The sequence below is a fragment of the Roseburia sp. OM03-7AC genome (genome assembly GCF_003462625.1).
GTDB lineage: Bacteria > Bacillota > Clostridia > Lachnospirales > Lachnospiraceae > Roseburia_C > Roseburia_C amylophila.
In genome coordinates this window covers 1,006,301-1,031,264 of sequence record NZ_QTZJ01000001.1, presented here as the reverse complement: position 1 = coordinate 1,031,264, position 24,964 = coordinate 1,006,301, and the positions used below count along the sequence as shown (strand labels likewise).

The window sequence follows — 24,964 nt, the reverse complement described above, 5'->3', positions numbered from 1 at the left end:
GGAAAAGAAAGGGTTTGAAATATGAAATCCATGATGAAGAGAAATACATTTCGTGAGATAAAGAAAAGCTTTGGAAGATATTTTGCTATCCTTGCCATTATTGCACTGGGTGTTGCATTTTTTTCCGGCCTTAAGATTACCCAGTCGGTCATGGTGCATTCTGCGGATGTCTATTTAAAGGATTTGCAATTCTATGATTATCGTCTGGTATCCACACTTGGCTTTACAGAAGAAAATGTAGAAGCACTGGCAGAAAAAGAAGATGTCCGGGCGGCAGAGGGTGCCATATCGGCAGAGGTTCTTTATAAGGATGCCGGAGAAAATGAGCGCGTTATCAAGATGCATTCCATCACAGAGAAGGTCAATAAACTGAAGCTGATTGCCGGAGAAATGCCGCAGTCTGCTGATGAATGTGTGGTAGATTCCGCACTTTTTTCAGAAGATGCCATTGGAAGCAAGCTGGTTCTTTCGGAAAATAATACAACAGATGATTTAGATAAATTTGCATACAAAGAATATACGATTACCGGACTGGTACAGTCACCGTGCTATATCCAGTTTGAACGTGGCAATACATCCATTGGAAATGGCAGAATCAGCGGATTTGCCTATATATTAAAAGATGGATTTGCAGTAGATTATGACACAGAAATCTATATTAAATTTGATGAAGATTATGACATCTATTCCGATGAGTATGATTCCTATATGGACGCAAAGGAAGCAGACTGGGAGGCCTATACAAAGGAACAGGCAGATATCCGTTATGAAAAGATTGTAAAAGACGCACAGGACGAACTGGATGAGAAGAAGGAAGAGTTAGAGGAAAAGCGGGCAAAAGCGGAAGCGGAATTAGAATCGGCAAAGCAGCAGCTTACGGATGGAGAAACAGAGATCTCCGATGGAAAAAATCAGATTGCTTCTGCAAAGACCGAGCTTTCTGCTAAAGCATCGGAGCTGCAGTCCGGGAAGGATGCATTGTCTTCTAAGGCGGCAGAATTAGAGAGCGCATCGCAGCAGATTTCCGGGCAGGAAAGTGCACTGGCAGCAAAAAAGGCAGAGTATGAGCAGGGATTGAATGCTTATTTGGCAGCAAAGCAGCAGGTGACGGATCAGAGAAACAGCCTTGAGGCTGCAAAAGCGCAGTTGACGGAAAATACTCCGGGCTATGAAGAGATGCTGGCACAGATTGAAGCCGGTTTAACGGAGGTTGCCGGTGCAGAAGCAGAATTAAATGCAAAGAATGCGGAATTAGAAGCAGCCGCAGGTCAGCTTTCTTCTGCGGAAAGCCAGCTGGCAGCCGCAAAGCAGCAGATAGAAGATGGAAAAAATGCACTGGCAGCTGCAAAGGCAGAGCTTACGGATGGGGAGAACCAGCTTGTGGCAGCAAAAGAACAGATAGAAGAAAAAGAAGATCAGCTTGAGGCTGCAGAAACAGAGCTGGCAGACGGCTTACTGCAGTATCAGGAGAAGCAGAGTGAATTTGATGAGCAGATGCAGGATGCGGATGACCAGATAGCAGATGCACAGAGTAAGATAGATGAAATCGAGAAACCGGAGACTTATGTACTGGACCGGAATACCAATGTGGGTTATGTGTGCCTGAAAAATGATTCCGGTGTAGTAAAAGGAATTGCCAATGTATTTCCGGTATTCTTCTTTCTGGTGGCAGCGTTAATCTGCATGACGACCATGAATCGTATGGTAGAAGAACAGCGGACACAGATTGGAGTATTAAAGGCACTGGGTTTTAGTGAAGGAAAGATAATGGGAAAATATCTTTTCTATTCCGGCTCTGCAGCCATCAGCGGAACGTTAATCGGCTATGTGCTGGGAATCCATTTCTTTCCGTTAGTCATCATAACCGCCTATGGAATTGTCTATAAAATGGGTGGGATTTATTATGTGTCTGACCTGCCACTGGCACTGGTTTCACTTACCGTTGCAGTACTTTGCTCCGTTGGGACGACCTGGCTGTCCTGCCATAAAGAGTTAAAAGAAGTGGCGGCAGATTTGATGCGGCCGAAAGCACCAAAAGCCGGAAAACGTGTATTCTTAGAGCATGTACCATTTATCTGGAAGAGACTTAAATTCTTGCAGAAGGTATCCGTAAGAAATATTGTTCGCTATAAGAAGCGTTTCTTTATGATGGTAATCGGAATCAGTGGCTGTACGGCATTGCTGGTGATGGGCTTTGGTGTAAGAGATTCTGTAGTGGCAGTGGCAGACCAGCAGTATGAAGAAATCCAGCTTTACGACATTGGAGTTACATTAAAAGATGGAAAGATGCCGGGAGAGGCTGACCTTAAATCTTTAGATTCTGTATTGGAAAAGGAAAATGCAGCAGGCATGTATGCCATGGAAAAGACCATTGACCTGGTGACAGATAAAGGAACTAAGTCGATTCATATGGTGGCAGTGGAAAATCCGGATGAAGTAGGAGACTTTATTTCGCTGCATACAAAGAAACAGGAGCCGATTGCTTATCCAAAAGAAGGAGAAGCAGTACTTTCGAAGAAAGTGGCAGAAACCTATGCAGTCAAAAAAGGCGATACGATTCTGCTGCGTGACAGTGACAACAATGAGATGCACTTAAAAGTCACCGGAATCTGTGAGAATCATATTTATAATTATGTATACATTGCACCGGAATCCTATGAAAAACAGATTGGGGATGTGGTATTTAAAAATGTGTATGTGAGACTGCCGGATGCGTCAGATATTCATGAAGTGAGTGCGGCACTGATGAAAGCAGATGGTGTGACGGCAGTAACCGTTAATTCCGATATGTTAAGCCGGATTTCACAGATGATGTCCTGTATGAATTATATTGTCATTATCATTATTATCTGTGCCGGAGCACTGGCATTTATCGTATTATATAATCTTAATAATATCAATATTACGGAACGGGTGAGGGAGATAGCTACCATTAAAGTATTAGGCTTCTATCCAAAGGAAACGGCATCTTATGTGTTTCGGGAGAATATGGTCTTAACTGCTATCGGCTGCGGACTGGGACTGATTTTAGGAAAATGGTTCCATCGTTTTGTAATGGGTGAGATACAGATTGATATGGTATCCTTTAATGTACAGATTAATGCAGTAAGTTATCTCTTTAGTGTTTTGCTGACGATGGGCTTTGCATGGATTGTAAACTGTATGATGACAGGCAAATTAGAACGTATCAACATGGCAGAATCCTTAAAATCAATAGACTAAAGCAGACTGTTTTTTTGCGATTTTTTTCTGGCAAACCGAAGGAGCGCAAGAAAGGATAAAAAAGTAGTCAGCAGTTCGCCTGCAAGCATGCCATAGAGGTAGCAGCGGATGCCATATGTTGGAATCAGTGCATAGATAAAGAAAATGCGTAAAGTGCAGCCGCTCATATTAATGTAGAACGCACGCCCCGGTTTCCCTAGACCGTGAAGAACGGAAGTAAGGGTGGTGGACAGATAGAGGAAAGGGCAGATCCAGCTTAATATGAGTATGAAACTGCCGGCTAATGTGTTCTGGAAAACGAATTGTCCAATCCATTTCCCAGTCAGAAGAAAACCGAAGGTACAGGAAAAGCCAAGAAGCAGACAATAAAACACCGTTTTTTTAATAGTACGGCGGATTAAGTGAAAATCCTTTCTTGCATAGGCTTCTGAAATAGCAGGCATCAGCAGCACCGAGACAGAATTTACAAGGACATTGGGAAAAAGAATCATTGGCATTGCCATTCCGGTAAAAATGCCGAAGACGCTCAAGGCATCCTGATTGCTGTAGCCATATTTTTTTAAGCAGATGGGAATCAGAATGGCTTCAATACTGGAAAATAAGTGATATGCTACGTGATTGGTGGTAAGGGGCAGCGCAAAGAGGGAAAGCTCCTTAAAAATTCTTTTTATATGCCTGCTGCACTTTTGGAAATGAAGGCAGCTTACGGAAAAGAGTGAAGAAGCCAGTTCACCGCAGACAACACCCCAGACAGCAATGGATGGTGTGATGGGATAACTTTTTTCCAGGCAGATAAGATAAAGTGTATAGACACTTAAGACCCGGACAACCTGCTCCATAAGCTGGCTTACGGATGGTACCAGAGTTTTCTTCTTCCCATAATAATAACCATTGATACAGGCATGGACACTGGCAGGAATCAGGCAGTAGGAAAGAATAACAAGGAGTGGAGCACAACGGGCTTCATCTAAAATATGAATGGCAATAAAATCAGAATAAGAAATCAGAATAACAGTAAGTGAGAGTGCAATTCCCACAGAAAGAACCAGACCGGCATAGAGGTAACTCATGCCGGTATTTTTATGGTCGGCTGCAGCAACAAAGCGGGAGACAGCGGTCTGGATGCCTGAGGAACTGAAGGCAATACAGAGGGCAAAAACCGGAAAAATAAGCTGATAAATTCCAAGACCTTCTGCACCAATTATGCGGGAGAGGAATATTCTATAGAAGAAACCGATTACTCTGCTGGAAAGTCCGGTCACAGTAAGCAGGAGAGTACCGGCAATCAGTGGATTTGAAATGGATTTCAACGGTTTCAATTGGAGCCTCCATGAAAAAGCAGATTTGTCAAAAGTATATGATAAATCAGAGGCAGAAAGAACTATTCTCAGAGGGAAAGAAGCATGAAGAAAATGATTTATCTTGATAATGCAGCAACAACACTGACAGCACCGGAAGTAATCGAAGCAATGCTGCCCTTTTATGAGCGCCGTTATGGAAACCCATCTGCCCTGTATGATCTGGGGCAAAAAAGTCATGATGCCATAGAAGAAAGCCGGCAGATCATTGCGCAGAGCATCGGGGCGCAGCCGGAGGAAATATATTTCACAGCCGGAGGAAGTGAATCTGATAACTGGGCATTGAAATGTACCGCAGAAAGTATGGTTATGCGTGGCCGGCATATCATTACCACGAAAATAGAGCATCATGCCATTTTAAGAACCTGCGGATATCTGGAACAGAATGGTTATGAGATTACTTACCTTCCGGTAGATGACAAGGGAACGGTTTCCTTGGAGCAGGTGCGGCGGGCAATCCGGCCGGATACCATATTGATTTCTGTTATGATGGCAAATAATGAGATTGGTACCATAGAACCTATAGCAGGAATCGGTATGCTTGCCAGGAGATATGGAATCTGTTTTCATACGGATGCCGTACAGGCATATGGACATATTCCCATTGAGGTCAACAGAATGAATATTGATATGATGAGTGCCAGCGCACATAAATTCAACGGACCTAAGGGAACCGGATTTTTATATGTGCGAAAGAAAAAGAGGATACCTCCTTTTATCCATGGAGGAGGCCAGGAAAGCGGTGTCCGGGCGGGAACTGAGAATGTGCCGGGAATTGTAGGCATGGGAAAAGCGGCAGCCATGGCAATGGAAAGCTTAAAAGAGCGGATGGAAATCGAGACAAGGATGCGGGATTACTTGATTTATTCAGTATTAAAGCAGGTGCCGAAGGTAAGGCTGAATGGGGAATGGAACAACCGCCTTCCGAATAATGTGGACTTTTGTTTTGATGAGTTAGAAGGTGGGAATCTTTTGGTTATGCTGGATATGGATGGAATCTGTGCATCGGCAGGTTCAGCGTGTTCTTCCGGAGAACATGAGCCATCCCATGTGTTAACAGCCATCGGTGTACCGCCGGAAATTGCAAGGGGAGCATTGCGGCTTACTTTAAATGAAAAAATTACGGCAGAGCAGATTGATTATGTGACTGCCTGCATCAAAAAGAATGTCACAATCCTAAGGGGACAGAAGGAAACCGTAAAATTCACTTGACGGATGCTGGCAGTGTGGGTAAACTGTGAGTGCAGCTAAAAATTTGCCTGTAGGATAGGATTAAATATATGAAGGAAAAAGTAGTAGTTGGAATGTCCGGCGGAGTGGATTCTTCCGTTGCGGCATATCTTTTAAAGGAACAGGGCTATGATGTGATTGGTGTAACCATGCAGATCTGGCAGGATGAGGAAGAGACACAGCAGCAGGAAAATGGTGGCTGCTGTGGCCTCAGTGCCGTGGATGATGCCAGAAGAGTGGCTGACCGGTTGGAAATACCATATTATGTGATGAACTTTAAGCAGGAATTTAAACAGTATGTAATGGATTATTTTGTGGCAGAATATTTGGCAGGAAGAACGCCGAATCCATGTATTGCCTGTAACCGTTATGTGAAATGGGAGTCACTTCTTGCCAGAAGCTTAAGCATCGGAGCAGATTATATTGCAACCGGACATTATGCAAGAATTGCAAAATGTGACAACGGACGTTTCGCAGTGGCAAAATCTGTAACAGCAGCCAAGGATCAGACCTATGCATTATATAACCTGACACAGGAGCAGTTATCCCATACATTGATGCCGGTAGGTGCTTATCATAAAGATGAAATCCGCAAAATTGCAGAAGAGGTGGGACTTCCGGTGGCTCATAAGAGAGACAGCCAGGAAATCTGCTTTATCCCGGATAATGACTATGCAGGTTTTATTGACCGTGAGGTTGGAGATGCAGTTCCGGGAGAGGGAAACTTTGTGACAAAAGATGGTGAAATTATCGGACGGCACAAAGGAATTACCCACTATACCGTAGGACAGCGCCGTGGCTTGAATATACCATATGGCAAACGGATTTTTGTAACAGAAATAAGACCGGAAACCAATGAAGTAGTGGTAGGTTCGCCAGAGGATGTATTTACGGATACACTGGTTGCAGACCATGTCAATTATATGGGACTTACCGATTTTGATGGCAGACGTCTCTTAGGTAAAATCCGTTATGGACATGCAGGAGCCATGTGTACCGTGGAAAATATCGGAGAGGGCAGGATCCGCTGTCATTTTGAAGAACCGGTCCGTGCTGTGACACCGGGTCAGGCGGTGGTATTTTATGATGGGGAATTTGTCGCAGGCGGTGGAATTATTATAGGAAAATAGTGAATTTTGCACAAAAATGAAATGATAAAATTATATATTATATACGAAGTTTACATTCCGGACTTGACGTTTCTGATAAAATATAGTACATTTGTAATGTAATAAGCAGGGACGCAAACCGGATTGTTACTAGAGATAGGCAAGACTGGATTGCACTTTAAGATAATTGTTAGGTCGGATTATTTAGAGTGTAATGCAGCTTTTTTTATATCATAAACAGGTGAAACGTAATGCAGATTATCAAAGTAATTAACAATAATGTAATCAGTTCCGAGGACGATAAAGGTAAAGAAATCATCGTTATGGGAAAGGGCATAGGCTTCGGAAAGAAAGCCGGAGAAGAAATAGATGAGACAAAGATAGAAAAAGTATTCTCCCTTCCGGACGAAAGTACCAGCCAGTTCATGCAGGTGGTAAAGGACATGCCGTATGAATATATCCGGACAGCCGAGCTGGTTATCGCATATGCCAGAGAAACATTAGGTTATCATTTAAGTAAAAATATTTATGTGACATTAACAGACCACTTGGGATACGCCATAGAGAGAAAGCAGCAGGGCATCGTTGTTGCGAATGAGCTTTCCTGGGAGATGAAGAAATTCTACAATGCAGAATTTCAGGTGGGATTGAAAGCCTTAGATATTGTAAAACAGGAACTAGACGTGGAGCTGCCGGAGGATGAAGCTGGATTTATTGCGATGCATCTGGTAAATGCACAGATGGGCGGTCAGATGAATCAGTCCAGGAACATGCCGGCAATGATAAAGGATATACTCAATATAGTCAGATATACCTTTCAGGTGGAATTGGATGAAAAGAGCCTGTCCTATGAGCGTTTTGTAACGCATTTAAGATTCTTTGTACAGCGGGTAATCAGTCGGGAAGACAGTGAACGTAATGATGAAGAATTTGACCAGTTGATTGCGGATCGTTTCCCGCGTTCCTACGAATGTGCACAGAAGATAAAGAGTTACATGAAGAAGAAGCTTGATTATGAAGTCTCGGATGTAGAGATTTCCTATCTGGCAGTACACATTCATCGTGTGATTCACAGTATGAATAAGTAAATACCCTTTCGGCAAGGGATTGTTACGTTAAGACGGCAAAACCCAGACGAATAAGACTCATAGGAAGAGTTTTATTTGTTTGGGCTTTTTTAATTTACAGGAAATTGCTTTCCTGTAAATTAAAAAACGCTCCGCGAGGATGCACACTGCGGCGTATAAGGTAGATGTCGCAAGCGACCGCCGCAGGCGCGAGAATGTGCCAAGGCACATTCGTTGTTTTTAACAAAATGAATAAAACACAGGAGTGTTTTAGATAAAAATGAACATGCTATAAAAAATAAAAATGGAGGGATTGTTATGGCAAGTAAGTATGATGGACTGGCAAGAATTATTATCCAGAACGTAGGCGGCAGGGAGAATATCATAAGCCTTGCGCACTGTGTTACCAGACTTCGTTTTAAATTAAAAGACGAGTCCAAGGCTAACACCGAAGTGTTAAAAGCAACGGAAGGAATTGTGACAGTAATGAAATCCGGCGGACAGTATCAGATAGTAATCGGAAATCATGTACCGGATGTCTATGATGTGGTTTGTGAACATGCACATCTGGCCGGAAACGGAGCTGTTTCCGAGGATGCAGAAGACGGCGGAGAGAAGATGGGGCTTGGTGCAAGACTCATTGATTTGATTTCCGGTGTATTCCAGCCATTCCTTGGTGTGCTTTGTGCAGCAGGTATTATCAAAGGTCTTTTGGCGCTGTGGTCTTTTATCGCAAGTCAGTCAGGAATTGATGTTACCACAAGCGGAGCATATCAGCTCTGGTATTCCATTGGAGACGGATTCTTCTATTTCCTGCCGATTATCTTAGGATATACTGCAGCAAAGAAATTTAAGATGAATGAATTTATCGGAATGGCACTTGGTATATCACTTACCTATCCGGCACTGGTTAATCTGACTTCAGGAGAACTGATAGGTTCCCTGTTTGCAGGAACTTCCTTTGAAATGAATTATTATACAACCTTTTTTGGAATTCCTGTTATTATGCCATCCAGTGGTTATACTTCTTCGGTAGTACCAATTGTTATTGCAGTGGCTTGTGCTGCCTGGCTGGAAAAGAGATTAAAGAAAGTAATTCCGGACGTTATTAAAACATTTATCGTTCCGGTTGTAACTTTGGCAGTAATGGTTCCACTTACCTATCTGGTAATCGGACCGGTATCTACTTTCCTTTGCAACATTATCGGTATTATTTTCGGAGCAATCTATAACCTTCCGGTTGTAGGAGGTCTTGTAGCAGGTATCTTAGTCGGAGCATTCTGGCAGGTACTGGTAATCTTCGGATTACATTGGGGACTTGTTCCACTGGCAATGATTAATTATGGAACTTTAGGATATGACTTCATCCTTTCTCCATATTTCGCAGCATCTTTTGCGCAGTCCATGGTTGTACTGGCAATTGTATTAAAGACAAAAGATAAGAAACTTAGAAATATTGCATTACCGGCGTTTATCTCAGGACTCTTTGGTGTAACAGAGCCATGTATTTATGGTATTACACTTCCAAAGAAAAAACCATTCGTAATTTCCTGTATTGCATCCGCTATCGGTGGTGGAATCATAGGATTTGCCGGAGTTAAAACTTATATGATGGGGGGTCTTGGATTCTTCGGACTTCCGGCATTCATCGATGGTGAGTCAAAGAGCGTTTACAGTTTGATCTGGGTATTAATCGGTATGGCAGTAGCTATGGTAGTTGCATTCGTAGCAACTTACATTACCTATCATGATGATGCTCCACAGAATGATGAAGCAAAAATAGAAAAGAAAGGCACAAAAACCGCAGCAAACCAGGTAATTGCATCTCCTCTTACCGGAGAAGTAAAAGCCTTGGAAGAAGTAGAAGATGAAGCATTTTCAAGCGGAGCATTAGGTCAGGGTGTTGCTATTCTCCCGTCCGAAGGCAAATTATATGCACCATGTGATGGCGAAGTAGTAACCTTCTTCCCAACCGGTCATGCCATTGGAATAGTATCCGATGGCGGAGCAGAAATCCTGATTCATGTGGGCATGGATACCGTGAAATTAGATGGAGAAGGATTTACACCGAAGGTAGCACAGGGAGCCAAAGTAAAGAAAGGTGACCTTTTATTGGAATTTGATATTGCAAAGATTACAGGAGCAGGATATTCCGTTCTGACTCCGGTTATCATCAGCAACACAGCAGATTACGCAGATGTAGTTCCGACAGATGCAAAGAAAGTTGCAGCGTTGGACGCATTGATTACCGTTTTATAAATTAGTTTTCCATAGTTTTTTATACCTAAGGGTGCGGGCTCTGATAAAGGGCTCGTGCTCTATCCAACAAAATCAGAAGCCTTATTGCAGGGCAGAATGAGAAAAGAAAAATATAAAAACAGAAATTATAAATTTTCACAAATAAAAATAATAAGAAGCAGGAGGAAAAAGCAATGAAGACATTTCGTAAAGATTTTCTCTGGGGCGGTGCAACCGCAGCCAATCAGTTTGAGGGAGCATGGGATGTAGATGGAAAAGGAGCATCTGTTTCTGATATGTGTACGAATGGTTCCCATACCGAGCCGAAAAAGGTAACAAGAACCATTCATCCGGAATATCTCTATCCGAGCCACGAAGCAATTGATTTCTATCATCATTACAAAGAGGATATTGCATTATTTGCAGAAATGGGATTTAAAGTATTCCGTTTATCCATTGCATGGACAAGAATTTTCCCGACCGGAATGGAGAATGAACCAAACGAAGCAGGACTGGCATTCTACGATAAAGTATTTGATGAATGTTTAAAATATGGCATTGAGCCGCTGGTAACCATTTCCCATTATGAAATGCCATATGCACTGATTGAAAAATACAATGGCTGGGAAGCCAGAGAATGTATTGATTATTTCTTGAATTACTGCAAGGCAATTTTCGAAAGATATCAGGGCAAAGTAAAATACTGGCTGACCTTCAATGAAATCAATGGCGGAACCACACCGCTTGGCAACCTGCTTTCCCTTGGAACTGTAAAAGGCTATGAGGGAAAAATTACAGAGATTCCGGATGACCCGAAGGTTCGTTTCCAGGCATTGCATCATCAGTTTGTTGCCAGCGCAAAAGCAGTAAAATTAGCACATGAAAAATATCCGGAATATCTTATCGGTGATATGAATGTCTTTATGACCAAGTATCCATTTACCTGCAATCCGGAGGATGTATTAGCAACACAGAAGGAAATGCGGATTATGAACTGGTTCTGTTCCGATGTGCAGGTAAGAGGAGAATATCCGGCGTATATGGAGCGGTATTTTGAAGAAAATAATATTCATGTTAAAATGGAACCGGGCGATGAAGAAATTCTGCGGGAAGGCTGTGTGGATTTCTATACACTCAGCTATTATATGAGCAGTTGTGTATCAAAAGATCCAAATGGCGAGCAGACGGATGGAAACCTGATTGCCGGTCTTAAGAATCCATATCTTAAGGCAAGTGACTGGGGCTGGCAGATTGACCCACAGGGATTACGTTATTCCTTAAATGAAATTTATGACCGTTATCAGATTCCGGTTATGGTAGTAGAAAATGGTCTTGGCGCTTATGACAAATTAGAAGAAGATGGAAGCATTCAGGATGATTACCGTATCGACTATCTGCGGGATCATATCAAAGAGATGAAAGAAGCGGTAAAAGATGGCGTTGACCTGATGGGATATACACCATGGGGCTGCATTGATTTAGTAAGTGCATCCACCGGAGAAATGGCAAAGAGATATGGCTTCATCTATGTAGAAAAATATGATGATGGAACCGGAACTCTTGCAAGAAGAAAGAAAAAATCCTTCGACTGGTATAAAGAAGTAATTGCTTCAAATGGAGAAAACTTATAAAAGAAAGAAGGTATGGACTATGGAAAAGTTTAATGGAAAAAAGGTATTCAGCGGTATTGCAATCGGAAAGGTAAAATTCCTTTTAAAAGCTGAAAATCAGGTGGTGAGAAAGAGAATAGAAGACCCGGCAGCAGAGATTGCCCGCTATGAAGCAGCAAAGCAGACTGCAATTGAACAGCTCCACACGCTTTACAAGAAAGCATTAAAAGAAGTGGGTGAAGTAAATGCACAGATTTTTGATGTGCATGCCATGATGTTAGAGGATGGAGATTATAATGATTCTGTTCACAATCTTATTGAGAGCCAGAGCGTAAATGCAGAGTATGCGGTAGGTGTTACCGGAGATAACTTTGCAGAAGTATTTGCAAATATGGATGACGAGTATTTCAAAGCCCGTTCCATTGATATGAAGGATATTTCTGAGCGTGTCATCAATGTATTATGTGGAAATGATATGGGAAGCGACCTTGGAGATGAGCCGGTTATTATCGTAGCAAAGGATTTAGCTCCGAGTGAAACTGTACAGATGGATAAAAGTAAGCTGCTGGCATTTGTAACACAGCTGGGCTCTACGAATTCACATACTGCAATTTTAGCAAGAACTATGGGCATCCCGGCACTGATTGGTGTGGAAATCAAGGAAGAGTGGAACGGAAAACAGGCAATTGTGGATGGCTATACCGGAACTCTTATCATTGAACCGGATGAAGCAGCTTTGGCAGAATATAAGAAAAAAGCAGAAGAGGATGCAAAACAGAAGGAATTACTGCTGACTTTAAAGGGAAAAGAAAATGTGACAAAGAGTGGTCAGAAAATCAATCTTTATGCCAACATCGGAAATGTCTCTGACTTAGCGGCAGTACTTAAAAATGATGCCGGTGGAATCGGACTTTTCCGTAGTGAATTTCTTTATCTTGAAAAAGATACCTTCCCAACAGAAGAAGAACAGTTTGCAGCTTATAAGCAGGTCGCAGAGACCATGGCAGGAAAGAAGGTTATTATCCGTACCCTGGATATCGGAGCCGATAAGCAGGTGGACTACTTTAACCTCGACAAAGAAGACAATCCGGCAATGGGATATCGTGCCATCCGGATCTGCCTGACCCGGCCGGAAATTTTTAAGACCCAGCTCCGTGCTTTATTCCGCGCAAGCAATTACGGAAATATTGCAATTATGTATCCGATGATTATTTCGGTAGATGAAGTGCGTAAGATTAAAGCAATTTCAGAAGAAGTGAAAGAAGAACTTACAAAGGAAGGGATTCCTTTTGGAAATGTGGAGCAGGGTATCATGATTGAAACTCCTGCAGCAGCAGTAATGAGTGATGAACTGGCAAAAGAGGTTGATTTCTTCAGTATCGGAACCAACGACCTGACCCAGTATACACTGGCAATTGACCGTCAGAATGCAAAGCTTGACAGCTTCTATAATCCGCATCATGAAGCAGTGCTCCGGCTGATTCAGATGACCGTGGAAAATGCACACAAGGCAGGCATCTGGGCAGGAATATGTGGAGAACTTGGGGCAGATACAACTCTGACCCAGCGTTTCTTAGAGATGGGGGTAGATGAATTATCTGTTTCTCCTGGCTGTGTTCTTCCGGTTCGAAAAGCGATTCGGGACGCAGAATAATGAGCCGTAAACTGATTTTTTTGGATGTAGACGGAACCCTGGTGGATTTCACCATGCATATGCCGGAATCTGCCAGGGAAGCATTAAGCATTGCCAGAAAGCGGGGACATCTGATTTCGTTATGTACCGGAAGAACTGTAACGAATGTGTATCCATGGCTTTTAGAGTTTGGATTTGATGCCATTGTGGCTTCGGCAGGTGCTTATGTGTCTGCAAATGATAAGGTGATTTACCATAGCGTTCTGGCAAATGATAAGGTGCAGGATATGGTAGAGGTGCTGAAGGAGCACGGTGCATGCTTTATGCTGCAGGGAATCAACGGACGTTATGTGGATGAAGAGAATGCAAAGAAAATGAGAGAACGCTGTATGCGGCTTGGACTTGATATTGACGGTGCTCTAAACGGATTGACGCTTGTTGAACATCCGGAACAGATGCCGGCTCTTGAAAGTGGAATGTATTTTGATGCCGATATTCCGGTGGATGTGATGCAGAAGGAAGTCGGAAATTATATCAAGATAACCGGAGCAAGCTTTGGCAAGGACCGTCAGATGTCCGGTGAAATGACGAAGATGGGCGTCAACAAAGCAACTGGAATGCAGCGGCTTATGGATGAGTTAAAGATAGGCAGGGAAGATACCATTGCTTTTGGAGATGGACCAAATGATGTGGAAATGCTGCAATTTGCAGGAACAGGTGTGGCAATGGGAAATGCGATTCCGGCAGTAAAACAGTATGCGGATATGGTTACAGATAAGATTGATGAAGACGGACTGTATCATGCATTCGAACGGCTGCATCTGCTGGGGTAGGATTTGAAGTAAAAACAATTTTCTTATGATAGAAAAAGGCGGCGTGGTTCGTCAACTTAGGAGACATGATAAGTGCCCTTTACTGTATTTATGTTGTTTCCGCAGTTGACGAACCGCGCCGTTACTTTTGCATACACAGGAAAAATCGCGTGCCTGCATACAGATTTGATGAACACCGCAATAAGGTGAGAAATTCGTAAAGCGTGATTCCCATAGTTTACAACGGAAGAAAAGCCGGTTTTCTCTTTTCGAATACAGTAAAATACTGAAAGCCTGCGGCCTTTAAAATATCCGGTACTTTTGCAAAATCAAATGCAACATGCTCCGGTTTGTGGGCATCGGCACCGATGGTAATGATTTCACCGCCTAGTTCGTGATAACGTTTTATAATATCTTCTGTTGGATTCGGATGTCCCAGACCATATTTGAAACCACCGGTATTGATTTCAATTCCTTTTCCCATATCAATGAGCTTTTCTAAAATCGCATCAATGACATCGGCATATTTCTGATAAGAATATTTAAGGTTCCGGTTTGGACCGTAGCGTACCACATAATCGATATGTCCATATACATCAAAATTATCAAATACCGCAAGATTTTCCAGGATAGATTCAAAATATTCCTGGTAAGCCTGCTGTTCGGTTTTTCCTTCAAAAAAGCGGGAGTAGTAAGGGTCTTTGCCGTGGATTACATGGGAAGAGCCGATGACAAAATCAAAGTCATATCGGCTTATCAGTTCCTGATGTTTCGCTGCAAGATGAGGCTGCAATCCAAGCTCAATGCCGGTCAGCACTTTTATTTTATCTTTGTATTGCTGGCCCAGCTTCTGGATAGTTGGGAAGTAGACCGGAGTGTCTAAGATAAATTCCGGTTCATCCTCCGGATGTTCTTTTGGATAATCATAATCCATATGGTCGGTAATGCAGATTCCGCCAAGTCCCAGTTCGATAGAGGCTTTAATCATGGATTCTGGTGAGGTCTCACTGTCGGTAGAAAAAGCAGTGTGCATATGTGTGTCCCAAAGCATAGTGTGTTCCTTTCTGTGGGTGGTGTATGGCGGGTAAGGTTGTGCAGGTGGGGAACTGGATGAGAAAGCTTCTTCCAAAAAGCACCGGAACGTTTGTATGTAAGAAGCCGGCACTTCAACCTGCAGTATTTTTCTTTCTTTTATAATAAGCAGTCTTTCCAATGTTTGACAGTATACTGCATTTTGTCTGCCGGCGTGCGGATACCGTGAACAGCGTCTGTTAGGAATTCTTAGAGTCCCTTCAGACAAAGTGTGGTATCCGCTGCTGGCAGACAAAAGCAGTATCCGGTCAAAGCAGCCGGAAAGACAGCCTAATTTCAAGAAAAATACTGCCCGTGAAGTGCTGCGGATTCTCACATCATAACTGTTCCAGTGTTTTCGGGGAGAAGCTTTCCCATTCCTTTCGCCTACATATTGCACAAACCTTACCCGGTGTTTACACATTTCTACTAAGAAAAATGTTACATTTTCACGAGTATAGTAAAATCTTTGTATATAATACACAGAATACTATAATAGAAATTTGACAATCTGTCAAAAGACAGTATGAAAAATGGAAAAGCTATTGTAACATTTGTTTGAAAATGAGAAAGAAGAAATAAAAATAGTGAAAAAATTAACAAAGTGATGGGAACTACTTGAACTTTCGACAAAAATTGGTTAGAATAATACCAGATTGGGTACAATCCCAAATAAAGATATTTTATATTAAATTTCTAGGAGGAATTAATAATGGCAGTAAGAGTAGCAATTAATGGATTCGGCCGTATTGGTCGTCTGGCATTCAGACAGATGTTTGGTGCTGAAGGATACGAAGTAGTAGCAATCAACGATTTAACAAGCCCTAAAATGTTAGCACACTTGTTAAAATATGATTCTTCTCAGGGTAAATATGAGCATGCTGATGAAGTATCTTGCACAGATGATTCTATCATCGTATGTGGAAAAGAAATCAAAATCTATGCATTCCCAGATGCAAACAACTGCCCATGGGGTGAATTAAAAGTTGACGTTGTATTAGAGTGTTCAGGTTTCTATACAAGCAAAGAGAAAGCACAGGCACACATCAATGCAGGTGCTCGTAAAGTTGTTATTTCTGCTCCAGCAGGTAATGACCTTCCTACAATCGTATACAACACAAACCATGAGACATTAAAAGCATCTGATACAATCATTTCAGCAGCTTCTTGTACAACAAACTGCTTAGCACCTATGGCTGATGCATTAAATAAATATGCTCCAATCCAGTCTGGTATCATGGTAACAATCCATGCTTACACAGGTGATCAGATGACTCTTGATGGACCACAGAGAAAAGGTGATTTAAGAAGATCTCGTGCAGCAGCAGTTAACATCGTTCCAAACAGCACTGGTGCAGCAAAAGCTATCGGACTTGTTATCCCAGAACTGAACGGAAAATTAATCGGATCTGCTCAGCGTGTTCCAACCCCTACAGGATCTACAACAATCTTAACAGCAGTTGTTAAGAAAGCTGGCGTTACAAAAGAAGATATCAATGCAGCTATGAAAGCAGCAGCTAACGAGTCCTTCGGATACAATGAAGACGAAATCGTATCTTCTGATATCGTTGGAATGAGATTCGGTTCTCTGTTCGATGCAACACAGACCATGGTTAACCAGGTATCTGATGATCTGTACGAAGTACAGGTTGTTTCTTGGTATGATAACGAGAACAGCTACACATCTCAGATGGTTCGTACAATCAAATACTTCAGCGAGTTAGCATAATTTACGAGAGAAACCCGCAAAGCGTGTTTCCCGTAGTTTAACGAACAATCACTGCACGGTAGACTACTTTTTTAAGCGACAGGCTGCCAGAGTGCAGATAAGACTCAGGAAAAGGGTCCGGTCTTTTGGGACCGGGCTCTTTCTTGCTATTAGAAATAAAATTTAAAGGAGACTACTTAATATGTCATTAAATAAAAAATCTATAGATGATATTAATGTAAAAGGACTTCGCGTTCTTTGCAGATGTGATTTCAACGTACCATTAAAAGAAGGAAAGATTACAGACGAGAACCGTCTGGTTGCAGCACTTCCTACAATCAAGAAATTAATCGCTGATGGTGGAAAGGTTATCCTTTGCTCCCATTTAGGAAAAGTAAAAACAGAAGAAGATAAACAGACCAAAACTCTTGCACCAGTAGCAGCAAGACTTACAGAGTTATTAGGACAGGAAGTTAAATTCGTTGTTGACCCTGAAGTTGTTGGTGAGAACGTAAGAGCAGCAGTAGCAGCTATGAACGATGGCGATGTTATCTTGCTTGAGAATACACGTTTCAGACCAGAAGAGACAAAGAACGGAGAAGCTTTCTCTAAAGACCTTGCTTCTATCTGTGATGTATTTGTAAATGATGCATTCGGAACAGCTCACAGAGCACATTGTTCTAACGTAGGTGTTGCACAGTTAGTTGACACTGCAGTAGTTGGATACTTAATGCAGAAAGAAATCGACTTCCTTGGAAATGCAGTAGAGAATCCGGTAAGACCATTCGTTGCAATTCTTGGTGGTGCAAAAGTTGCTGATAAATTAAATGTAATCAACAACTTACTTGAGAAATGTGATACCTTAATCATCGGTGGTGGTATGGCTTACACATTCTTAAAAGCAAAAGGATATGAAATCGGAATCTCTTTAGTAGATGATACTAAGATTGATTATTGTAAAGAAATGATGGCAAAGGCAGAGAAACTTGGAAAGAAACTTCTTCTTCCGGTAGATGCTGTAACAATCAAAGATTTCCCAAATCCTATCGATGCTCCAGTTGAAGTAGAAACTTATGATGCAGACAAGATGCCGGCAGACAGAGAAGGCTGTGATATCGGACCTAAGACACAGACACTTTTCGCAGATGCTGTTAAGACTGCTAAAACTGTTGTTTGGAACGGACCTATGGGTGTATTCGAGAACCCAACTCTTGCAGCAGGTACTATCGCTGTAGCAAAAGCTTTAGCTGATACAGATGCAACAACCATCATCGGTGGTGGAGATTCTGCAGCAGCAGTTAACCAGCTTGGATTCGGTGACAAGATGAGCCACATCTCAACAGGTGGTGGAGCATCCTTAGAGTTCTTAGAGGGTAAAGAGCTTCCAGGCGTTGCAGCAGCAAACGATAAATAAGGAATTAAAGCACATGCCTGTATGCAGGCAAACACTTATATATTTAAGAAAGAAGGACATTTTAAAATGGCAAGAAAGAAAATTATTGCCGGCAACTGGAAAATGAACAAAACTCCTAGCGAGGCAGTTGCTCTGGTAAATGAATTAAAACCATTAGTAGCAAATGAAGACGTAGATGTAGTATTCTGCGTACCAGCAATTGATATTATTCCAGCAATGGAAGCAGCAAAAGGTTCTAACATCTGCATCGGTGCAGAGAACATGTATTTTGAAGAGAGCGGAGCATACACAGGAGAAATCTCTCCGGCAATGCTTACAGATGCTGGCGTAAAATACGTTGTATTAGGACATTCTGAGAGAAGAGAGTACTTCGCAGAGACAGATGAAACTGTAAATAAGAAAGTATTAAAAGCTTTCGAACATGGTATTACACCAATCATCTGCTGTGGAGAGACTTTAACACAGAGAAAACAGGGTATCTACCTTGACTGGATCCGTATGCAGATTAAGATTGCATTCCAGAACGTAACAGCAGAGCAGGCTGCAACAGCAGTTATTGCTTACGAGCCAATCTGGGCAATCGGAACTGGTGAAACAGCTACTTCTGATCAGGCAGAAGAAGTTTGTGGCGCAATCCGTGCATGCATCCGTGAAGTATATGATGAAGCAACAGCTGAGTCTATCCGTATCCAGTACGGCGGATCTGTAAATGCAGGAAATGCAGCAGAGCTGTTCGCAAAAGCTGATATCGATGGTGGTCTGGTAGGAGGAGCTTCCTTAAAGGCTGACTTCGGAAAAATTGTAAATTACAATAAATAAGCTTTTCGGAAAATAGAATATTTTCATAAGAAAGAAGAAACGTCACGAAATGCATTATGACATTGGTAGTATTTACCGGTGAAATGCATTTGGTGGCGTTTTTTTGTTCCCCGAAAAGAACAAACGAAAACTGATTCACCCATTGACATAGTAGGCGAATGGGTATATGATGCGAATGAACCAGAAAAGGAGGAATGCAGAGCATGATTTCAACTAAAGGAAGGTATGCATTAAAGGTTATGGTCGAGCTGGCGGAGCATGATGCGGAAGAATATATTCCGTTAAAAGGAATTGCCGAGAAACTGAATATTTCCCAGAAATATTTAGAGAGTATTTCGGCCATTCTTTCCAAGGGACATATGATAGAAGGAGTCAGCGGCAAGAAGGGCGGTTATCGTCTGAAGCGGAAACCGGAAGAATACAGGGTTGGTGATATCCTGCGGCTGACAGAAGGAACGCTAGCACCGGTATCCTGCTTAAGAGAAGACCAGGAGCCATGTGAAAAATCAGATTCCTGCTGTACACTTCCAATCTGGAAGGGACTGGCAGATTTGATAGATAAATATTTTGATGAAATGACGCTGGCGGATGTTCTGCAGTCGAAGCAGGAAGCGGAGAAGAAAGCAGCGAAGAAGAAACAATAGATGCAGGAGGAAGAAAAATGAGCAAAGAATTACTTTTAGAGGTTAAAAATCTGAACGTCAGTGTAGAAGAAAAACATATTTTACATGACGTAAATCTTGAAATAGGAAGACATGAGACACACGTACTGATGGGACCAAACGGAACCGGTAAATCTACACTGGGTTATACACTGGTTGGTAATCCACGTTATCAGGTAGAGAGCGGAGAAATCTTTTTCCAGGGAAAAAATATTACCGGAGAGCCGGTGAATGAACGCGCAAAGAGCGGCATGTTCTTATCTTTCCAGAACCCACTGGAAGTACCGGGCGTTACCTTAAGTTCCTTTATCCGTAGTGCATTGGAACAGAAGACTGGAAAGAGAGTCCGTTTCTATGATTTTAAGAAAGAACTGGCAGAGAAAATGGAACTTTTACAGATGGATCCGTCTTATGCAGAACGTGATTTGAATGTAGGATTTTCCGGCGGCGAAAAAAAGAAAGCTGAAATTTTACAGATGTTGATGTTAAAGCCGGAGCTTGCGATTCTGGATGAAACCGATTCCGGACTGGATGTAGATGCGGTAAGAACCGTATCAAAGGGAATCGAAGAATACCAGAAGAGCAGTAAGGGAAGCCTTTTGATTATTACACACAGCACCAAGATTTTAGAGGCATTACACGTAGATTTCACACACATCATGGTGGAGGGACACATTGTTAAGACCGCAGATGCATCCCTGATTGATGAAGTAAACGAGAATGGTTTTGCAAAATACGAGTAAGGAGTGTAAGGAATGGAAGAGAAAAGCTATGTAGAAGATATCGACAGAAGCATATATGATATCCGGGATGATGAGAAGGATGCTTATAAGCTGAAAGAAGGTCTTACTCCTGAAATCGTAGAGCAGATATCAAAAGAGAAAAATGACCCCGTCTGGATGCAGAATTTCCGTTTACAGTCTTTACAGATTTACAATGAAATGGAAGTGCCAGACTGGGGACCATCGATTGAAGGACTGGATATGGAGCATATCGTAACCTATGTCCGCCCAAACACAAAGATGAAGGGAAAATGGTCTGAGGTGCCAAAGGACATTAAAGATACCTTTGAACGTCTTGGAATTCCACAGGCAGAGAGAAAGTCACTGGCAGGTGTTGGCGCACAGTATGATTCCGAACTGGTTTATCATAATGTAAGAGAAGAAGTTGCTGCACAGGGCGTTATTTATACGGATTTGGAAAGTGCAATGCATGGTGAATATGCAGATATGATACAGAAGCACTTTATGAAGCTGGTAAAACCAAATGACCACAAATTTGCAGCATTGCACGGTGCAGTCTGGTCCGGCGGTTCTTTCGTTTATGTGCCAAAGGGTGTGGACGTAGAGATTCCGCTGCAGTCCTATTTCCGACTGAATGCAAAAGGTGCCGGACAGTTTGAACACACATTGATTATCGTAGATGAGGGAGCATCTCTTCATTTCATCGAAGGATGTTCTGCACCAAAATATAATGTGGCCAATCTGCATGCAGGATGCGTGGAATTGTATGTTGGCAAGAATGCAAAACTTCGTTATTCCACCATCGAGAACTGGTCAAAGAATATGTATAACTTAAATACCAAGCGGGCACTGGTAGAAGAGGGCGGAACCATTGAATGGGTATCCGGTTCCTTCGGTTCCCATGTATCTTATCTGTATCCGATGAGTGTCTTAAAAGGAAAGGGTGCCCGCATGGAATTTACCGGTGTAACTTTTGCAGGAAAAGGACAGAACCTTGATACCGGAGCCAAAGTGGTACACTGCGCACCGGACACCAGCTCCTATATGAATACCCGTTCCATTTCCAAGGATGGTGGTATCAGTACTTTCCGTAGTTCCGTTGTGGTAACGAAGGAAGCGAAAGGCACGAAGTCAGCAGTATCCTGTCAGTCTCTGATGTTAGATTCTGAGTCCCGTTCCGATACCATTCCGGCAATGGACATCCGTACCAAGGATGCCAATGTGGGACATGAAGCCCAGATTGGAAGCATCAGTGATGAAGCAATTTTCTATCTGATGTCAAGAGGCATGAGTGAAGAGGACGCAAGAGCCTGCATCGTCAGCGGATTTGCGGATAATGTTTCCAAGGAACTGCCTTTAGAGTACGCATTGGAAATGAACAATTTGATTCGCCTTGAGATGAAGGGCAGCATAGGATAGCAGAAGGGATGTGGAAAGAGCATGGAACAAAATGTAAGTATGAAAATCAATGAATTGCCTTCTCCTACCTGGAACTGGCTGAAGGTAAATGAAACTCCAATAAAATGGAGCAATAAGATAGAACCTTGTGAGATTGCAGCAGAGGGAGATGCAGTATCTACTGAAACAGAGCAGCTTTCGGACATTGAAACCGGTGCCGGAAGAGAAGCAGATGCAATCTTTGCAACAGAAAATACTGCAAAATATCAGATTCTTGCAGATAATGCAGGACAGGATAAAACCGTAAGACTGCACATTTCCGGCAAAAAAGATGCACATACGGCAGGCTGTGTAGAGATAGTTGCAAAAGAAAACAGTACACTTACTGTTGTGATGGACAGCCGTGTGGCTCCGGATGCCACAAAAGAGGAAGACAGTACCGCAGAAGCATCTCTGGCAGTCCGTGTCAAGATGAAAGTCGAAAGCGGTGCATCTGTAAGATTAGTTCAGGTTCAGATGCCGCAGGAGCATGAGACTTTATTAAGTGATATAGGCGGCAATTTAATTGGCGAAGGAGCAAAGGTGGAATATATCCAGTTGTTCCTTGGAAAAGGAAATCTCTATTCCGGATGCCGCATGGATTTGAATGGAAAAGAAAGTAAGTTTGCCACAGAGACCGGATATCTTGGCCAGGCACAGCAGATTTTAGACTATAATATGGTAGCCAATCATTTTGGCGAGAAAACCATGAGCTATATTAATTCTGACGGAGCTCTTCGCGGACAGGCACATAAAGTTTTCCGCGGAACCATTGATTTTAAACGTGGTTCCTCCGGCGCAGAAGGACAGGAAGAGGAAAGCGTACTTCTGCTGGGTGATGATGTGGAAAATAAGACCATTCCGCTGATTTTATGTGCACAGGAAGACGTAAAGGGAAATCACGGAGCAACCATTGGAGAATTAGATGAAGATACCATGTTCTATTTTGGAGCAAGAGGTATTGATAAAGAAGCTGCAGAACGTATTGTGACAGGTGCAAAATTGGAGCATATCTGTGATTTGATGAAGGATGAAGCAGCAGAAAAAATTGCGAAGGAAGCGCTGGAAGAGGTGATTTAGGATGTACAATTTTAAGAAGGATTTTCCTCTTTTTAAAGACCGGGATGTTATCTATCTTGACAATGCAGCAACCGCACAGAAGCCGGCATGCGTCATTGAAGCGGAAAAGGAATTTTATGAAAAACATAATGCCAATCCGATGCGTGGATTCTATCCTTTGAGCCTGGAAGCAACCGATGCCTATGAGGCAGCGAGAAAAACAGTTCAGCAGTTTATCCATGCTGCATCTGAGACAGAAATTATATTTACCAGAAATACCACAGAGGGCCTGAATTTAGTAGCGTACAGCTATGGCTTAAATAATCTTTGTCCGGAGGACGAAATTGTGGTTTCCATTATGGAACATCACAGCAATATGCTGCCGTGGCAGATGGTGGCAGGACAGACCGGCGCAAAGCTTATTTATCTGGAATGTGAAAAGGACGGTAGTTTAAGCGAAGCAAAGTTAGACGAAGCTTTTTCTGATAAAACAAGACTGGTGGCAATCACACAGGTGTCCAATGTGCTGGGACGTCCGACTCCGGTAGAGGAAATTGTGCGAAGAGCAAGAAAGAGCAATGCGGTAGTCGTGCTGGATGCCGCCCAGAGCTCCCCACATATGCCGATTGATGTGCAGAAGCTGGATGTGGATTTTCTGGCATTTTCCGGTCACAAGTTAATGGGACCGATGGGAATCGGTGTCTTATATGGAAAGAAAAAACTTTTAAAGGCAATGCCACCATTCCTTACCGGCGGAGAAATGATAGATTCTGTAACAAGAGACGGTGCAAAATATGCAGAGCTTCCGCATAAGTTTGAGGCAGGAACCGTCAATGCAGCAGGCGCAGTGGGACTGGCTGCCGCCATTGATTATATTAACAAAATCGGTTTTGAAACCATGCAGGAGCGGGAACTTACACTTACGAAAAGAGCCTTGGAAGGACTGAAAGCAATTCCAAAGGTTCATGTGCTGGGCTCTGAACTGGCAGAAGAGCATACCGGAATCCTGACATTTACTATTGAAGACGTGCATCCGCATGATGTCAGTGCGGTATTGGAATCCGACGGTGTGGCTGTCCGTGCAGGTCATCATTGTGCACAGCCGCTGTTAGAGTATCTGGGCGTCCGCTCCGCTACAAGAGCAAGCCTGATGTTTTACAATACAGAAGAAGAAGTCGATGCACTGGTAAAAAGCGTGGCAGGAGTCAGAAGGAGAATGGGATATGGAGAGTAGAAGTTTTTACAATGAAATTCTTACCGAACACAATATTCACCCGGAGTTCAAGCATGACCTTCCAGATGCCGACCTGGTGTTGGAAGGCGTGAATCCAAACTGCGGGGATGACATTTTTTTAAAATTAAAATTAGATGGTGATGAAATCGTAGACGGTGCATTTGTAGGAGATGGCTGTGCTATTTCCCAGGCATCTGCCGATATTATGCTGGGCATGATTGTCGGAAAGAAGAAAGAGGAAGCGCTGCATTTAGGAGAATTATTCTTAAAAATGATAAAAGGAGAAGCTTCGGATGAAGAAATTGACGAGCTGGAAGAAGCTTCGGCATTAAAGGATATTTCCCATATGCCGGCAAGAGTAAAGTGCGCCGTATTAGGCTGGCATACCTTAGAAGAAATGTTAAATGATGAGGTTTGATATAAAAGAAGTGTGATTCTGATATACGGCAAACTATCTGTGCAGGTCATTCGCCGGCAAGCCTTGTAAGGGCTGTTAGGGGTACTTGGAATTTCCTATATAAAGTTAGCAACGCAGGCA

General features: G+C 42.6%; 19 protein-coding genes. 17 read left to right on the top strand and 2 right to left on the bottom strand.

The genetic code is table 11. The annotated features are described in order from the left end of the window. Nucleotides 1–21: 21 nt before the first annotated feature. Nucleotides 22–3,222, top strand: coding sequence for an ABC transporter permease (locus DXB39_RS04990; protein WP_243005986.1), 3,201 nt, complete (start codon nucleotides 22–24; stop codon nucleotides 3,220–3,222). On the opposite strand, the gene DXB39_RS04985 is transcribed toward DXB39_RS04990, so the two are convergent. Next, a complete protein-coding gene (locus DXB39_RS04985; RefSeq protein ID WP_117840774.1) occupies nucleotides 3,219–4,541 on the bottom strand; it encodes a polysaccharide biosynthesis protein in 1,323 nt (440 codons plus the stop codon). The two genes, DXB39_RS04990 and DXB39_RS04985, sit on opposite strands and share 4 nt — an antisense overlap. A gap of 84 nt (nucleotides 4,542–4,625) precedes the next feature. On the opposite strand from DXB39_RS04985, the gene DXB39_RS04980 reads away from it, so the two are divergent. The 7 genes from DXB39_RS04980 (at nucleotide 4,626) to DXB39_RS04950 (ending at nucleotide 14,300) form a co-directional block, all read left to right on the top strand. After that, the gene (locus DXB39_RS04980; protein ID WP_117840775.1) at nucleotides 4,626–5,792 is read left to right on the top strand and encodes a cysteine desulfurase family protein; all 1,167 of its coding nucleotides are present in this window, start codon (nucleotides 4,626–4,628) and stop codon (nucleotides 5,790–5,792) included. Nucleotides 5,793–5,860: 68 nt separating this feature from the next. Then, nucleotides 5,861–6,940: a tRNA 2-thiouridine(34) synthase MnmA gene (gene mnmA / locus DXB39_RS04975; RefSeq protein ID WP_022242412.1), complete on the top strand. Its 1,080-nt coding sequence runs from the start codon at nucleotides 5,861–5,863 to the stop codon at nucleotides 6,938–6,940. Nucleotides 6,941–7,170: 230 nt separating this feature from the next. Next, complete coding sequence (licT, locus tag DXB39_RS04970) at nucleotides 7,171–8,007, top strand: BglG family transcription antiterminator LicT (RefSeq protein ID WP_022242411.1); 837 nt, start codon at nucleotides 7,171–7,173, stop codon at nucleotides 8,005–8,007. 297 nt (nucleotides 8,008–8,304) lie between these two features. Next, nucleotides 8,305–10,245 (top strand): beta-glucoside-specific PTS transporter subunit IIABC, encoded by a 1,941-nt coding sequence (locus DXB39_RS04965; protein WP_117840776.1) that lies wholly within the window; start codon nucleotides 8,305–8,307, stop codon nucleotides 10,243–10,245. Between the two features lie 173 nt (nucleotides 10,246–10,418). Beyond that, nucleotides 10,419–11,855 (top strand): glycoside hydrolase family 1 protein, encoded by a 1,437-nt coding sequence (locus DXB39_RS04960; RefSeq protein ID WP_117840777.1) that lies wholly within the window; start codon nucleotides 10,419–10,421, stop codon nucleotides 11,853–11,855. A gap of 19 nt (nucleotides 11,856–11,874) precedes the next feature. Next, the gene (gene ptsP / locus DXB39_RS04955; RefSeq protein ID WP_117841236.1) at nucleotides 11,875–13,488 is read left to right on the top strand and encodes a phosphoenolpyruvate--protein phosphotransferase; all 1,614 of its coding nucleotides are present in this window, start codon (nucleotides 11,875–11,877) and stop codon (nucleotides 13,486–13,488) included. Continuing rightward, nucleotides 13,488–14,300: an HAD family hydrolase gene (locus DXB39_RS04950; protein WP_117840778.1), complete on the top strand. Its 813-nt coding sequence runs from the start codon at nucleotides 13,488–13,490 to the stop codon at nucleotides 14,298–14,300. Before ptsP ends, DXB39_RS04950 begins: the two co-directional genes overlap by 1 nt. A gap of 217 nt (nucleotides 14,301–14,517) precedes the next feature. On the opposite strand, the gene DXB39_RS04945 is transcribed toward DXB39_RS04950, so the two are convergent. Continuing rightward, nucleotides 14,518–15,330, bottom strand: a complete 813-nt coding sequence (locus DXB39_RS04945) for a histidinol-phosphatase HisJ family protein (RefSeq protein ID WP_117840779.1) — start codon at nucleotides 15,328–15,330, stop codon at nucleotides 14,518–14,520. 732 nt (nucleotides 15,331–16,062) lie between these two features. Here DXB39_RS04945 and gap point away from each other — a divergent pair. From gap to sufU, 9 genes are all read left to right on the top strand, one after another. Next, nucleotides 16,063–17,079 carry a type I glyceraldehyde-3-phosphate dehydrogenase gene (gene gap, locus DXB39_RS04940; protein ID WP_022242405.1) on the top strand — a complete coding sequence of 339 codons (1,017 nt, stop codon included), beginning with the start codon at nucleotides 16,063–16,065 and terminating at the stop codon, nucleotides 17,077–17,079. Between the two features lie 181 nt (nucleotides 17,080–17,260). Further along, nucleotides 17,261–18,472 carry a phosphoglycerate kinase gene (locus tag DXB39_RS15020; protein ID WP_022242404.1) on the top strand — a complete coding sequence of 404 codons (1,212 nt, stop codon included), beginning with the start codon at nucleotides 17,261–17,263 and terminating at the stop codon, nucleotides 18,470–18,472. 66 nt (nucleotides 18,473–18,538) lie between these two features. After that, the gene (gene tpiA, locus DXB39_RS15015; protein ID WP_022242403.1) at nucleotides 18,539–19,291 is read left to right on the top strand and encodes a triose-phosphate isomerase; all 753 of its coding nucleotides are present in this window, start codon (nucleotides 18,539–18,541) and stop codon (nucleotides 19,289–19,291) included. A gap of 203 nt (nucleotides 19,292–19,494) precedes the next feature. Continuing rightward, nucleotides 19,495–19,935, top strand: coding sequence for an RrF2 family transcriptional regulator (locus tag DXB39_RS04925; protein WP_117696912.1), 441 nt, complete (start codon nucleotides 19,495–19,497; stop codon nucleotides 19,933–19,935). Between the two features lie 17 nt (nucleotides 19,936–19,952). Continuing rightward, nucleotides 19,953–20,696 (top strand): Fe-S cluster assembly ATPase SufC, encoded by a 744-nt coding sequence (sufC, locus tag DXB39_RS04920; protein ID WP_117840780.1) that lies wholly within the window; start codon nucleotides 19,953–19,955, stop codon nucleotides 20,694–20,696. Between the two features lie 12 nt (nucleotides 20,697–20,708). Next, nucleotides 20,709–22,115 (top strand): Fe-S cluster assembly protein SufB, encoded by a 1,407-nt coding sequence (gene sufB, locus DXB39_RS04915; protein WP_117840781.1) that lies wholly within the window; start codon nucleotides 20,709–20,711, stop codon nucleotides 22,113–22,115. A gap of 21 nt (nucleotides 22,116–22,136) precedes the next feature. After that, nucleotides 22,137–23,213: a SufB/SufD family protein gene (locus DXB39_RS04910; protein WP_117840782.1), complete on the top strand. Its 1,077-nt coding sequence runs from the start codon at nucleotides 22,137–22,139 to the stop codon at nucleotides 23,211–23,213. 1 nt (nucleotide 23,214) lies between these two features. Further along, the gene (locus DXB39_RS04905) at nucleotides 23,215–24,426 is read left to right on the top strand and encodes an aminotransferase class V-fold PLP-dependent enzyme (protein ID WP_117840783.1); all 1,212 of its coding nucleotides are present in this window, start codon (nucleotides 23,215–23,217) and stop codon (nucleotides 24,424–24,426) included. Next, entirely contained in the window at nucleotides 24,416–24,844 is a 429-nt protein-coding gene (gene sufU / locus DXB39_RS04900; protein WP_022242397.1) for a Fe-S cluster assembly sulfur transfer protein SufU, read from the top strand. The genes DXB39_RS04905 and sufU overlap by 11 nt, the downstream gene beginning before the upstream one ends. Nucleotides 24,845–24,964: the final 120 nt, after the last annotated feature.